Raw genomic sequence first — 14164 nt, forward strand, 5'->3', positions numbered from 1 at the left:
CTTTTTTCAGGAAAATTCAGTTTAAATGTGTAGAATAGATTTTCAATTGCAAAATGTCTTTTACACATGACCATCAAATCCTACCTGTTAACCTGTGTGTTTTTTTGCCTTGCATTTCTGTTGGTTAGTCCTTCAGTATTTGGTCAGCAAGATGCGCAGTTTACCCAATACATGTACAATGGTCTATTTTATAACCCTGCTTTTGCCGGAAAGGATGCTGGTTATTCAATTTCTGCCTTGCACCGCAGTCAATGGCTGGACTATACTACCAGTACGGGAGCCGGCGGGGCTCCTACGACCCAGTTGCTGTCAGCCTCGGGAAGGTTGAAAAATATTCCGGTAGGATTTGGCTTGGTAGCTGTAAACGATGAAATCGGACCATTTAACAATCAGGAAATAAATTTATCCCTGGCTTATCATTTAACCTTAGGTAGGGGTGTATTAAGTATGGGTGCTTCAGGCGGCTTTTTTTCCAGCACCATTCGATATGATGAATTTCTACCGGTGAACCCCGACCCCAATATTCCCTCTGGGGGAAATGAAAATCAGGTTCACCCCAACTTAACAGCAGGGATACTATATGACCGTGGAAGTTTTTATCTGGGTTTGAGCAGTAGAAACCTGAATGAACCAGGATTTGATTTTGGAGATGGCAGTTTGGCCAACAGACTTGAAAATCACAATTACTTTTTGGCAGGATATAGAATAAACACTTTTGCGCAATTCACAGTTGAACCCAGTATATTGGTAAAATCAGTATCCCTAAATAATTTTTCCTATGACTTCAGCGTTATAGGCTCGTACAATAATAAAATTAGTTTGGGGCTGGCTTACAGGGGAGAGGAATCGGCATCGGTACTATTAGGTTATAGTCTGTTAAAAGATAACTCCCTCAGGCTGGGTTACGCATTTGATTTGGTAGTGGGTGGCTTGGAAGCAAAATCTCCCTCCTCCCATGAGTTTATGTTGACGTATAATTTACCCCAGGTAACCAGACAAATTGAAAGGGTGATTCAGAGAACACCTAGATTTAGGTTTTAAGGATTTAAACTTTATTGAAAAATTCCTTGTGTTTTTCTGATAAAATCTGTTAAATTTCGAATTGGTTGTTCGTTTAAATGGTTGAAAATGAATGTAGTTAATTTAATGTCATTTATGTTTAAAAAAATGAATCGGCGCTTTTTCCCCCTCATTTTGGGGTTGGTAATAATGACACTACTTCAAGGTTGTGGTCTTTTTGGAAACAAAGGCACTTCAAGTGAAAAACTTAACAGAAGAGGTGAAGTAACGGGCGTGCCCAAGCGTTCAGGCTGGCAACAAGCCTTACCATTTGAAATGGCTCCCGTAAAAGCAGGAACATTCTGGATCGGGCAGGCAGATGAAGATATCGCCTTGAGTATGTCCTCCATGAATAAGCAGGTCACGATATCAGAATTTTTTATGGATAAGCATGAGGTGTCCAATAACAAGTATAGGCAATTTCTGGATGCGGTTCGTATGGGAGACCTGGCGCTCGGTACGCCTACCACCCAGAAAGATGCACCGGAATTTGTTTTGGAAGAGTTACTTCCGGATACCACCGTATGGTCTTCAAGTTTCACCCATCATTATGGAGATCCTTTGATGGAATATTATTTTGATCATCCGGCCTTTGACGATTATCCTGTTGTAGGTATCAGTTGGGACCAGGCGAAACAATTCTGTGAATGGAAAACGTATCACATGAATGCCAATGATGAATCCGAATTCGATATGCCCCGGTTCAGGCTTCCATTCGAAGCGGAATGGGAATACGCTGCCAAAGGAGGAAAAGAAATCGCCAAGTATCCCTGGGGAGGACCTTATCTGAAAAACAGAAGAGGATGTCTGATGGCCAATTTCAAGCCAGGGCGTGGCAATTACATTGATGATGGGTTTGCCTACACTGCCCCTGTGGATGCCTTTGCACCCAATGGATTTGGCCTGTATAATATGGCTGGTAACGTGTCAGAATGGGTAGAGGATGCCTATAATCCAGCTGCAAATGCTTTGATTTGGGATATGAACCCAACCTATAAAGACACGACCGAAACAAAAAAAGTTGTTAGAGGAGGTTCATGGAAAGATGTGGCTCACTTTTTGGAGACCAGTGCCAGAAATTACGAATACCAATATGTACAAACGGCACACATAGGTTTCCGTACTGCCATGACTTATATTGGACGGTCTGGAAGCATGGAAGTGAAGTCCAATAAAAGAAGCAGAAGATAAAATCACCTGATCACCCAATTGTAAATAATATTCCATTCATATTTAAAGTTTTTTAAAAATTATGTCAACAGAAAAAAACACTTTCGCTTATAAGTTTTATGGTTCGATCATGCCTAAGATTTATGGCATTGGAGCAGCTGTCGTTATTCTGGGAGCCATGTTTAAGATTTTGGATTGGCCCTTTGCTTCTTTAATGATTGGGGTAGGTTTAACTACCGAGGCACTCATTTTCTTTTTATCTGCCTTCGAACCAAAAAATGAAGAATTGGACTGGACCAAAGTATATCCTGAATTGGCCGGAGCCAATGCAGGTGCTACACCTCCAAGAGCGGCAAGGACAAGTACTGATCAGACTTCACAAAAAATGGATCAGTTATTGGAAAAAGCTAAAATTGGTCCCGAGTTGTTGGAAAGCCTGGGTAAGGGTATGCAACATCTTGCGAGCACTACCGAAAAACTGGGTACTTTGTCAGATGCCACAGTTGCTACCAATGAATACGCTGAAAACGTAAAGAAAGCCTCAAAATCCCTGGTGGATATCAACGATTCATACAGCAAGACTGCAAGTGCTTTATCAGAAATGTCTTCTGCATCTCAAGATGCGAAGGCATACAGAGACCAGATTGTCAATGTGACCAGAAATCTGTCTGCATTGAATAATGTGTATGAAGAGGAATTGAAGGACTCGAATATGCATGCAAAAACCATTAGTAAATTTTACTCCAACGTGACGGCTGCGATGGAAGGTATTGCAGAGGCCGGCAAAGAAACAGAAACTTTTAAAACCGAACTGGCGAAACTTAACCAGAATGTCAATTCCCTAAATAAAGTTTACGGAGGCATGCTTTCAGCAATGAAAGGTTAAATCGTTACTTATCAGTTCTTATTATTTTATACTATATAACTATAATTTAGCTTATGGCGGGTGGTAAAGAAACACCAAGACAGCGGATGATCGGGATGATGTACCTGGTACTGACAGCTCTGTTGGCACTTCAGGTAAGTAATCAGATCCTTCAGAAATTTATCTTGATCAACGATGGTCTGGAAAGAACTTCCAAGAATTATATTCAGAAAAATCAGTTTTCGGTGAATATCATTTCTTCTACAGTAGAGCAGCAAGGAAACAATCCCCTGGATGTCCCAAAGGTTGCGGCCGCCGAAGAGATACGGGCCAAAAGCGCAGATCTTTACAGGTATCTTGAAGAAGCGAAAACTGCGGTAATAGAGCAGTCCAATGCGATCAATGATGAAGGAAATTTTAAAACTTCAGCACTAAAAAACACGGACATACCGGGAAATATTTTTAACAACAACCGGTTAGGGTATGAGATGCAGGAAAGATTGAATGCTTTTCCTGAGGAATTGACTCAGATGCTGGCAGATCTGAACATTCAGCTTTCATTTGAGAAAATCGCAAAAGATGCCTCCGAAATTGATCTTTTTAAAAATGACGTTGATGTCAATTACAAGGATTATGTTAACCTTAATTATGTAAAGTCTCCCATAGGCGCGGTTTTGGCTATTATCAGTCAGCATCAAAATGAAGTTTTGAACATTGAAAGTGAGGCATTAACGGCCATTACCAATTCTTTGGGTTCATTTATCTTCGAGGCGGATAACCTGAAAGCCAGAATTGCTGCCAATTCAAATGTGGTGGCAGCAGGCACTACCTTTGAAGCTGAGATGTTTTTGGCATCTTCCTCCTCTTCCACAGAGCTTAAAATGACGGCGGACGGCCGGGAAGTGCCTGTGGAAGGTGGTTTTGGGAAAATTGAATTTCCCGTCGCACCAGCCTCCAATTACGATGACAGGGGACTTGCTCCAAGAACTTTAAGCGGTGAAATTACAGTTCCCATAGGCGGACAGGATAGTGTTTTCAATATTGAATATGAGTATTTCGTGGCGCAGCCTGTTATCAAAGTAAGTTCTGAGGTCGTCAACCAATTGTATGCGGAATGCGCAAATGATCTGGTCATTGAAGTACCTGCCCTTGGCAATTCCTATGCACCTGAGTTTTCCGTTTCCGGAGGTCAGGCCATCAAAGGATCCAGACCTTCGGATGTGACCATAATTCCGGTTGCTTCCGGAACGGTGAATATTGGGGTGTCCAGTGGTGGAAATAGAATTGGAACAGTGGATTACGACATCAAGCCTGTTCCTGCTCCTACAATCAGACCATTTACCGGAGATACTCAGATTGACTTACAAAATCCCGTTGCTGCCAGTAGTTTAACCAATCTTCAAATCAGGGCCATACCGGAACCTACTTTTGGCCGGACCATGTCCAGAGATGCCAACTTTGAGGTTACTGGCGGGGAGGTCAGGCTGGTAAGAAATGACGTGCCCAGGGAAAGTGTAAACATCACCGGACAGAATGTGGCTGTGAGAAATTTACTGGCCCAGGCGCAAAGTGGAGATAAACTTGTAGTGATTGCGCGTGAGGTTACCAGAACCAATTTTAGGGGTAATAAGATTAAAAGTACTGTAAATGAAGTCTATCCGATCTCTATTAGATAATATTCTAAAATATAAGTCGTTATAGACACACTAAATAAAAGAAAACATGATGGAATCAAGAAATTTAGGTCTGAAGCTTATGCTGCTATTGCTAGCAGGGATTTTTCTGGCCATGCCCGGGTTTTCTCAAAATACCAATACACAAAATCCCAACATGCAGGTAGGGGACTCAGGTTTCGATATGGACACCGTTTATTCGGTTCTGCCCATACGGGAAGATGATAAAATGTACCAGGTGGGCGTATGGAGAAGGATAGATCTGAGGGAAAAATTCAATCTTCCCCTCTATGGAACCGGAGGTCTGAAATCCGATGGTATCATGATGAACATCTATGATGCCATTGTGAATGAAAATGCATTTGAAATTTTTGCTGATGAGGAGTTTACCGAACCTCTATCCATTAGTGAATTTCAAACCAATTTTCTGACGGCTGAAAACGGAGACAGCGTATTCGTAAAAGATATCTATTACCTGGATTTCAAAGAGGATTTTGTATTTGACAAGCACAGGTCAGAAGTTAAATTTGACGTAAAATACCTGGAATTGGTCATGCCTTCTGAAACCAACGCCAACGTAGGGCAAAAGTCAATTGCTTTTATTCGGTTTAAGGACTTTTACAATTATTTTGATGATGTGGAAAAAGGGCAATGGCTAAACTTTCAAAATACATCCAAGCACTTGCCTTACAGCCAGGCTTTCGATTTGAGGTTATTCAGGTCTGTAGTCAGGAAATACACCAATCCGGACAATGCCTTGATAGTAGATATGGTCGATGCGGATAACCCGAATCCGGAACTTCAGGCTTATTTGAATTCGCTTGAATTTGAATACGACCTGCTTGAATGGGAAAACAATCTTTGGGAATGGTAATTTAGAGCCATTTCTTTTGTAAAAAAAAAACAGCCCTTAACAGGGCTTTTTTTTTTATGAGTGAAGCCTGTTAAAAATTTTACTGGCTTTGTCTTTACCAACTTGATCGGAAAGGTCTTCCAATGTGGCTTTTTCAATGTTTTTAATTGACTTGAAGTGGCTCAGTAGTTTGTTGGCAGTATTTTCTCCAATGCCTTCTATGGTGGTCAACTGAGTGCCCAGAGCCCCTTTGCTCCGTAGGTTACGGTGAAAGGTAATGGCAAATCGATGGGCTTCGTCTCTGATGCGTTGTATCAGCCTTAAGGATTCAGACTTTTTGTCAATAAAAATGGGGTAATGATCTCCGGGAAAATAAATCTCTTCCAGGCGCTTGGCGATCCCAATGATGGGTACCTTTTTATAGATGTCCAGGGATTTCAGCGCAGCAACGGCTGATGATAATTGTCCCTTTCCACCATCTATGACGATCAAATTGGGAAGGGAAAAGCCATCATTAAGGATTCTTTTATACCTCCTGAGCACTACTTCCTCCATGCTGGCAAAATCATTGGGTCCGGTTACCGTTTTGATGTGATAGTGCCGGTATTCTTTTTTACTGGGTTTGCCGTCTTTAAAGCATACCATGCTGGCAACGGGGTTACTTCCCTGAATATTTGAATTGTCGAAGCACTCTATGTGATAGGGTAGCTCTGTCAGGGAAAGGTCTTTTTGTAATTGAAGCAGTACCCGGTTTTTTTTATTTTTTGTTTCTCCTGCCAGCAAAGCTTTTTCCTTTTTATAATAAAGGGCATTTTTCAGGCTTAAATCTATTAATTTTCTTTTGTCCCCGATTTTTGGAAGGGATAGTTGCAATCCATCCGGGCTGTCCTCAAATTCAAGGTTTACAAGTACCTCTTTGGCATCACTTTGAAATTGATCCCTAAGTCTCACAATGGCGGTTAATAACAACTCCTGATCGGGTTCATCCAGTTTCTTTTTTAACTCTACGGTTTTACTCAGGGTGATGGCTCCGTTTTTTATGCGCAGGTAATTGACGAAAGCATATTTTTCTTCACTGACAATGGAAAAAACATCCAGGCTGTCGACATTAGGGTTGATCACCAGGGATTTGGCCTGGTATTTTTCGAGCAGCTCAAATTTTTCCTTATACAATTGAGCCTTTTCAAAGTCCAAAGCGGATGCTGCCGCTTGCATGGATTCCTTAAAATGGGTTTTGGGCAAACTCAGGTTTCCTTTCAGGATATTCCTCGCTTGCTCTATATCCTTCAAGTAATTGGATTCATCCTGAAGTCCTTCGCATGGCCCTTTGCAGTTTCCCAGGTGATATTCCAGACAGATTTTGTAATTAGAAGCCTTTATTTTTTCCGCTGAAAGGTCCAGTTTGCAAGTTCTAATGGTAAATAGAGATAGTATCAAATCCAGAACATTATTCATTGCCTTTACGCTGGCAAATGGGCCAAAGTAGGTCCCTTTGGAAGGGATTACCCGTCTTGTTGGGTAGATTCTGGGGAAAGGTTCTTTGGTAAGCAGTAAATAGGGATAAGTTTTGTCGTCCTTTAACAAGACATTGTACTTGGGCTGGGATTTTTTGATGAGGTTGTTTTCCAGAAGCAGGGCATCAAATTCAGAATTGACTATGGTGAATTCTATTTTCTGGATTTCCTTGACCATCCTGCGGGTTTTTTGATTGATTCCCGCATTTTTATTGAAATAGCTTCCAACCCTTTTTTTAAGATTTTTTGCCTTTCCTACATAAATCAATAAGCCTTCCTTGTTATAGTACCGGTAGACTCCCGGTAGATCAGGTAGTTGCTGGTATTCGCTTGGAAGGTAAGAAGGGGAAAGCATGTCGTCCATAAAGACAAGAAATTATTGGTCGACTCCCAGGAAATGACGTTTCCATGAAAGGGGATTAAAAATCCGTACTTGTGGCATCATAATCAAATTCCTGGTAAACATCCTGCTTCAGGTCATATTCGGAACAGTCAATTTCAACACTCAGGGGCCTTTCGGGCTTGGGAAACGGACCTTTGGTTATATCCAAAGATTCATCTTCATAAACTTTGGTCATAAATTTAGACCAAATCGGCCTGGCTGTTCTCGATCCCTGACCATTGATCCAGCTTCTGAAATGTATGGCACGGTCATCTCCGCCTACCCAAACCCCGCTTACCAGGTCTTTGGTGATACCCATGTACCAACCGTCCGAGGCATTTTGAGTGGTGCCTGTCTTCCCACCAATTTCATTTCCTTCGTCCCGGAGATGCCAGGGTAGTCCCTGACTGGTTCCTCCTTCTTCTTCCGTACCTCCCCGAAGCATGTATACCATAATATAGGCATGCTCTTCGCTCATGGCAGGTCTTTTTCTGGGAATAAACTGGTGCAGTACATTTCCATTTTTATCTTCTATGCGATCAATATAAATGGGGGTGATGTGTTCTCCTTTGTTTACAAAAGTACTAAAGGCCCCTACCATTTCCATAATGGAAACGTCTACCGTGCCCAGGGCCAAAGCCGGGACGGCTTCCAATTCACTATTGATACCTACCCGGTGGGCTGTTTCTACCACCACACTTGGAGTCAGTTTTTTCATCATATATGCTGTGATGGAATTGACTGATTGTGACATGGCTGACCTGATGGTCATTCGCTCGTAGGTAAATTTTCCATCGGCATTATCTGGCCTCCAGGTTGGCTGGTTGGGGATATTGATTTCTACAGGCTGGTCGATGACGGTGTAGCATGGGCCATAGCCATTTTCTATTGCAGCGGCATAGACAAAGGGCTTGAAAGTTGAGCCGGGTTGTCTCTTGCCCTGCTTTACGTGATCGTATTTGAAATATTTATGGTTGGTTCCTCCCACCCAGGCTTTGATATGACCCGTGTGTGGATCCATGGAAACGAAGCCTGCCTGGAGAAATTTCTTATAATAACGCAGCGAATCCATGGTACTCATCATGGTATCAATTTCTCCCTTTTCGTAGGAGAAGATTCTCATTTTCTTTTTTTGGTTGAGCTTAAAATCAATGCTATCCTGGTCATCGCCGTACCTTGATTTGAGATTTCTATAAGCATCGGTTCTTTTTACGGCATTTTCTATAAATCCTTCTATGGGTCTGCGATTGCTGTCAATCCAGGGATCCCTGTTTCCCATTTCTTCCCTGAATTTTTGCTGAAGTTCGGGCATGTGTTCTCCTACTGCCTCTTCTGCATATTTCTGAAGGCGGCTGTCGATAGTAGTAAATATCCGCAGTCCATCTCCGAACAGGTCATAGTTGCTGCCGTCTGCTCGCAGGTTTTCTTTTGTCCACTGGATCAGGTCTGCCTTTACCACCTCCCTGAAGTAGGTGGCTAGACCCTCATTGTGGCTTTCAACATTATAATCCAGTTCTATGGGCAAATTTGATATGCTATCGTATTGGGATTGGGAGATGTAACCGTATTTATTCATCTGCGAAAGAACCGTATTTCTCCTTCGGGTTGAATTTTCAGGATTGTAAACAGGGCTGTAGTAGGAAGGTGCTTTAAATAAACCTACTAAAGTAGCGGCTTCCTGAATATTCAGATTTCTCGGGTCTTTGTTAAAAAAAATACTTGCTGCTGTTTTGATCCCAAATGCATTGCTGCCAAAATCTGAGGTATTCAGATACATGGTTAGCAATTCATCCTTCGTATAAGCCCTTTCAAGCTTGGCTGCAACGATCCATTCTTTGGTTTTGATGATTATCATCCTCAAAATTGGAATATTACTCAATAATCCCTGGGAGGCCTGCGTCCGGGTTTTAAAAAGGTTTTTAGCGGTTTGCTGACTGAGTGTGCTTCCTCCACCAGCTCCGCTTTGCCCCAAAAGTAGGGTTTTTACCAAAACCCTCGATAAACCTCTCGGGTCTATACCCGAATGATCCTCAAATCGCACGTCTTCCGTTGCAATCAATGCGTTTATAAGATTTTGGGAAAGTTCATTATAATTTACCGGAGATCTGTTTTCGCGATAATATTTTCCCAAAAGGACTCCATCTGCTGAATAAAGTTCTGAAGCTACCTCACTATCCGGATTTTCGAGAGATTCAAAATCAGGCATTTCTCCAAATAGCCCCAGAAAATTGGCATTTACCGCCAACACAAATATCATAAAACCAACCAGGCCTAACCCAAATACAAGCCACATGTATTTGATGATTTTTTGATATAGGGGGGAAGAGGTATTTTTTGTATTTTTACTCATATGAATTATCAATAAGCATTCTCATAGAAAGACCGGTATTCATCTATGTCTTTCCTTTTATTGAGTTGTTGAAAATTTTCAATAGAAATTACAAAACTACTATTTTTTATTTCTTCAGGTAAGGAATCTATGTTAAAACTATTTAAAAAGGCATCTTTATACTCCATAGATTTAGCCGCATTTGGAAAGGGGCTGATAATAAGGATACTTAATTCCCTACTGATGGCAATGGTACCCGTTCGCAACCTTTGATTGGGGTAATTTTCAGCATGAAAACTTTCCAGTGCTGCAGTTAGATCTCCCACATTTTCAGCCAGGTCCGCATCCATTGGCAATATAAATATGTGGGTTTGCCCTTTATTTTCCTGGTAGGGTGAATTGGATAATGAGTCAGCAGGATCTTCCTCATTTACCTCTGTAGACATGGCATCATCCTCGCTTTCTTCAGGTTCATTGTCTATGTCGTTTTCACGATCCCCACTCACTGCTTTCAATAGCTCTTCTGCAAAATCCAGCAGTTTTTCGTCCTTGGCTTGTTGGAGGTATCCTTGAAGGCGTTCTTTGTATAATTCCAATGATTCCAATTTTCCGGAAATCATAATGTCCAGCAGCAATAATCGGTCCGTATTTTTTGTTAAAGGATATCGGTTTAAGGTTTCCCTGATTATGCTTCTGGCTGTGGCATATTCCCTGTTCTGGAAATAAACATAGGCCTCTTTGTAATTTTCACCAGATTCAATATTGGCCTGGGATCCGGAAACCTGATCCGGATTGTTGATGGACTTGGTAAACTGGGAATTTGGGAATTCCGCATTGAGTAATTCAAAATATATTTGCGGGTTGGTATTGAGTTCCTGGGAAGCCAGGTATAGGGTATAATAAGCCTCAGGCTTCTTGGGCGTTTGAGGAAATTCCTGAATTAATTTTTCCAGGTAGCCGATGGCTTTCTCAGGTTGTTTGAGATCAAAATACAATAATTTACCCAGGTTAAAATAAGCATCTTCCATTTCAGCCTCCATCATTTCCCTGGTCTCCGGTTCATTGGGAATTTGACTCAATAAACTGGCCTTGTCCGGTAGCGTACTTATTGGGGTGGAAGCCAGGGAGTCCTCTGGAGCTTCTTCAGTTTCGCGTATTTGGGGGCTAAATGATTCGGAGGCTTCATTATCCTGGAAACTTCTGTTGCTCCTCCTCCAATTGTCAGTTAAGGGCCGGTTTCCCCAGACCCTGTTAAATTCCAATGCCCCTCGCTGTATGGCTGTTGGATTATCCCAGTAGAAAGAGGAGGTAGCGCTTCCACCGGCTCCGCCAAAAGCCAGGAGGTTTTCAAATATGCCGGTATTTTCCTTTTTATTGGCCAACTCTGCTTCCAAAATCAACCTTTCTTCTTCTTTTTCCAGATAATTGGAAACAAATTTTTCTTGTTCTTCAGGGCTTAGGCGGCTCAACCGGATCAGGCTGTCATTCCTGGTCAGCAGTTCGTAATTTTTTGCATACTGGTCAAAAACTTCCTTTTTTGAAGCGAGATCGGCGTAGTTTCGGTCTGTCTCTTTGAACTTTTCCAGGGCACTGTCCAGGTAATATTTGGTTTTGAGGAAATCTTCTTTTTCGTGGAGATATATCTCTGACAATTCCTGGTAGATATAACCTTTTTGCCTTTCATTTTCTCCCGGTTCCTTTACTGCGAGGGAATAGAGGCGGATAGCCTCTTCCAGATTTCCTTGTTTTTTTTCAAACCTCCCCTTTTCGAAGAGAATCACATCCCTGAAATCTACATTTTTGTTGTCTTTATAAAGCTCATCATAGTAATCTCTGACCCTTTTTAGGTCTTTACTCTTTTCAAGTTCGGCAACTTGCTGAGAATACAGTTGGGCGAAGAATGTCCTTTCATAATTGGGGCTCCCGGTTAGTGCTTTTTGGTAATATTCATAGGCAAATGCATCCAAACCGGCATTTTGGTACATTTGGCCAAGCATAAAATGCATTCGGGAAATTTCGGCCTTGTCATTACTTAATTCCAAAGCTTTAAATATGGAGGGTACGATCATGTCGGTCTCCCCCCTCGTTTCGTAATAATAGGCCAGGGTTTTGTAGAGAAATTTTTTGTTCTCCCTGCTAATGCTGGTTTCTTTGGAGAGGTAGTCAATGACGAAATTTGCATCTTCAAACTGGCCAAGATCAACGAAACTTTTCAGCAATTGGATCAGTGCTTCATGGCGGACTTCATCTTGCTCACTGTTGACATTCAGGTATTTAAAAGTGTTCTGTGCTTCTTCAAATTGACCTTTGTAATAATCTACCTTACCAATAAGAAAATAGGAAGGATCCACCCACTTGCTTATTTTGTGCCAATCTATGGCTTTTGATGCCATTTCTCTCGCTTCCTCCAGGAGCGCTTCATTGGCTTCAATGGTACTGCTATCTATGGGGTAAAACACCGGTAAAACCTGAGAGTAATCTTCCTGGTATTCCTCCCTTATTTTACCTTCAAGTTCCAAAATTTTTTCGTTGGCATAATAATAGGCATTGAACCTGGCCGTTGTGTTATGATAAAGGCGGTTGGTAAAGGAGTTTTTTTGCGATGAACACGAAAAAAGACTCAGCACCAAAAAGATTGGAAATAGGAAAAACAGGATATTTTTCTGCAATGGTTTGGAATTTGAAATCGGGACCAAATTAGTTCTTTTGTAACAAAAACTTAAACGAAAGGAATTTAATTCTATTTTTGTAAAATAAATAAATTTAAAAGAGTAGCGCGTTGAGCTTAAAACAGAAAATTAATGATTGGATTGAGACCAAATTTCTGATTGTGATCAGAAAGGAGGAGGATTTTTCTGTGATCACTTCTTTCAACATTACAAAAATCAGGGTGGGTTTATTATTCGTTTTGGTTTTTATGGCTTGTTTTGTAGCTGCCCTGTTTTTGTCAAAGTCTTTATTGGCCAGGTGGTTTGATCCGGTTTATATTGAAACCGAAAATATGGTCAAGATACATTCCTTATCAGAAACGATAGATTCCCTTATCATGGAAGTGGAAGCCAAAGACCAATATGTAAGAAATATCCAGATGGTAATCTCCGGGGAAGAAGAAATGGATCAGGTCGAAACAGCATCAAATGAAGATACTGCAGAAAGGGAGCAGGTAAATAGAAGTGAAATCGACCTTTTTAAAAGTAGTGAAGCCACACAAAAAATTGTGAGAGAATTCGAGTCCCTGCCACTGGAAGAAGCTAATTTTGGAAGGATTAGCAGTGGATCATTCACGGATAATTATTTTTTCCCTCCGGTAAAAGGGGTTGTCACCAGTGGGTATTCTTCAGCAGAGGCGCACTTTGGTGTAGATGTGGTCGCAGGAGAGGACGAGCCGGTAAAAGCTGTGGCAGATGGAACAGTGATTTTCGCAAACTGGACCCTTGAGACCGGTTATGTAGTTGGGGTGCAGCATTCAAACGAATTGATTTCGATTTACAAACATAATTCTGTAATATTGAAATCTGTTGGTGATCCCATCAGGGGAGGGGAGATATTATCCATAATTGGGAACACCGGAGAGCAGACTACGGGGCAACACCTGCACCTGGAATTGTGGTATAAGGGAAATCCGCTTGACCCGCAAGAGTTTATAACATTTGACTAGATATGGCAAAAAATTCTGATGACAGAAGAAATACCAATGAATTGGTGACCTCCAGCAATCTGGTGGCGGTAGGAACAGTGATCGTTGGAAATATAGGTTCTCAGGGAAATATCCGTGTAGAGGGTACTGTAGAAGGTTCTCTTGATTCCCAGCAAAAGATCATCATCGGTGAATCCGCAAAGGTTAACGGAGATGTGAAAGCTGCAGATGTGGAGATATCCGGACAGGTAAATGGGAACATTCACTGTGAAGAATCACTCTTCCTCAAAAAATCAGCACTTATTTTTGGAGATATTTTCACCAAAAAACTGATCATCGAAAATGGAGCTGAGTTCAACGGAAAATGTAATATGGGAAACAACAACCAATTAAAATTGGAACGGGATCATGCCAACCCCAAAAAACAGCTCTCCTCAAACTGACCCACCTAATTATGTAAAGTATTTTGGTCTGGCTTTTCAAATGTGTGCCATTATTGGTTTAGGCACCTATTTGGGATACCGGCTTCATTTGAAAAGCGGGATGAGTTTTCCGCTTTATTTGTTAATTGGATGTTTCTTATCCATTTTCATTGCATTTTACCAACTTTTCAAATCCCTGCAATCTGATGAAAAAAAATGAACCGTTTTTATCAGAATGCTGTAAATAATCATCCACGATA

Annotated in this window: 11 protein-coding genes; 8 read left to right on the forward strand and 3 right to left on the reverse strand. The window is 41.4% G+C overall.

All coding sequences use genetic code 11. The annotated features are described in order from the left end of the window. Positions 1-66 precede the first annotated feature (66 nt). The 5 genes from G9Q97_RS00150 (at position 67) to porN (ending at position 5641) form a co-directional block, all read left to right on the forward strand. Positions 67-1041, forward strand: a complete 975-nt coding sequence (locus G9Q97_RS00150; protein ID WP_166141956.1) for a PorP/SprF family type IX secretion system membrane protein — start codon at positions 67-69, stop codon at positions 1039-1041. A 114-nt stretch (positions 1042-1155) separates the two neighbouring features. Then, positions 1156-2250 carry a T9SS ring complex lipoprotein PorK/GldK gene (porK, locus tag G9Q97_RS00155; protein ID WP_166141958.1) on the forward strand — a complete coding sequence of 365 codons (1095 nt, stop codon included), beginning with the start codon at positions 1156-1158 and terminating at the stop codon, positions 2248-2250. Between the two features lie 61 nt (positions 2251-2311). Then, positions 2312-3115 (forward strand): type IX secretion system motor protein PorL/GldL, encoded by an 804-nt coding sequence (porL, locus tag G9Q97_RS00160; RefSeq protein WP_166141960.1) that lies wholly within the window; start codon positions 2312-2314, stop codon positions 3113-3115. Between the two features lie 53 nt (positions 3116-3168). Next, on the forward strand, positions 3169-4770 hold the full coding sequence (gene porM / locus G9Q97_RS00165) for a type IX secretion system motor protein PorM/GldM (protein ID WP_166141962.1): 1602 nt from the start codon (positions 3169-3171) through the stop codon (positions 4768-4770). Positions 4771-4816: 46 nt separating this feature from the next. Then, positions 4817-5641 (forward strand): type IX secretion system ring subunit PorN/GldN, encoded by an 825-nt coding sequence (gene porN, locus G9Q97_RS00170; RefSeq protein WP_166141964.1) that lies wholly within the window; start codon positions 4817-4819, stop codon positions 5639-5641. A gap of 54 nt (positions 5642-5695) precedes the next feature. Here the strand turns inward: porN and uvrC are convergent, their stop codons facing one another. The 3 genes from uvrC to porW all read right to left on the reverse strand — a co-directional run bounded on the left by uvrC (position 5696) and on the right by porW (position 12514). After that, complete coding sequence (gene uvrC / locus G9Q97_RS00175; RefSeq protein WP_166143412.1) at positions 5696-7489, reverse strand: excinuclease ABC subunit UvrC; 1794 nt, start codon at positions 7487-7489, stop codon at positions 5696-5698. A gap of 64 nt (positions 7490-7553) precedes the next feature. Beyond that, positions 7554-9866, reverse strand: a complete 2313-nt coding sequence (locus G9Q97_RS00180; RefSeq protein WP_166141966.1) for a penicillin-binding protein 1A — start codon at positions 9864-9866, stop codon at positions 7554-7556. An 8-nt stretch (positions 9867-9874) separates the two neighbouring features. After that, positions 9875-12514, reverse strand: coding sequence for a type IX secretion system periplasmic lipoprotein PorW/SprE (porW, locus tag G9Q97_RS00185; protein ID WP_166141968.1), 2640 nt, complete (start codon positions 12512-12514; stop codon positions 9875-9877). A gap of 110 nt (positions 12515-12624) precedes the next feature. Between porW and G9Q97_RS00190 the strand changes: the two genes are divergently transcribed. From G9Q97_RS00190 to G9Q97_RS00200, 3 genes are read left to right on the forward strand one after another with little or no spacing between them, the layout of a single operon-like run. Then, positions 12625-13503 carry a M23 family metallopeptidase gene (locus tag G9Q97_RS00190; RefSeq protein ID WP_166141970.1) on the forward strand — a complete coding sequence of 293 codons (879 nt, stop codon included), beginning with the start codon at positions 12625-12627 and terminating at the stop codon, positions 13501-13503. A 2-nt stretch (positions 13504-13505) separates the two neighbouring features. Further along, on the forward strand, positions 13506-13925 hold the full coding sequence (locus G9Q97_RS00195; protein ID WP_073092631.1) for a bactofilin family protein: 420 nt from the start codon (positions 13506-13508) through the stop codon (positions 13923-13925). Then, positions 13891-14124: an AtpZ/AtpI family protein gene (locus tag G9Q97_RS00200; RefSeq protein ID WP_166141972.1), complete on the forward strand. Its 234-nt coding sequence runs from the start codon at positions 13891-13893 to the stop codon at positions 14122-14124. Before G9Q97_RS00195 ends, G9Q97_RS00200 begins: the two co-directional genes overlap by 35 nt. Positions 14125-14164 lie beyond the last annotated feature (40 nt).

The sequence above is a fragment of the Cyclobacterium plantarum genome (genome assembly GCF_011290685.1).
Taxonomy (GTDB): domain Bacteria; phylum Bacteroidota; class Bacteroidia; order Cytophagales; family Cyclobacteriaceae; genus Cyclobacterium; species Cyclobacterium plantarum.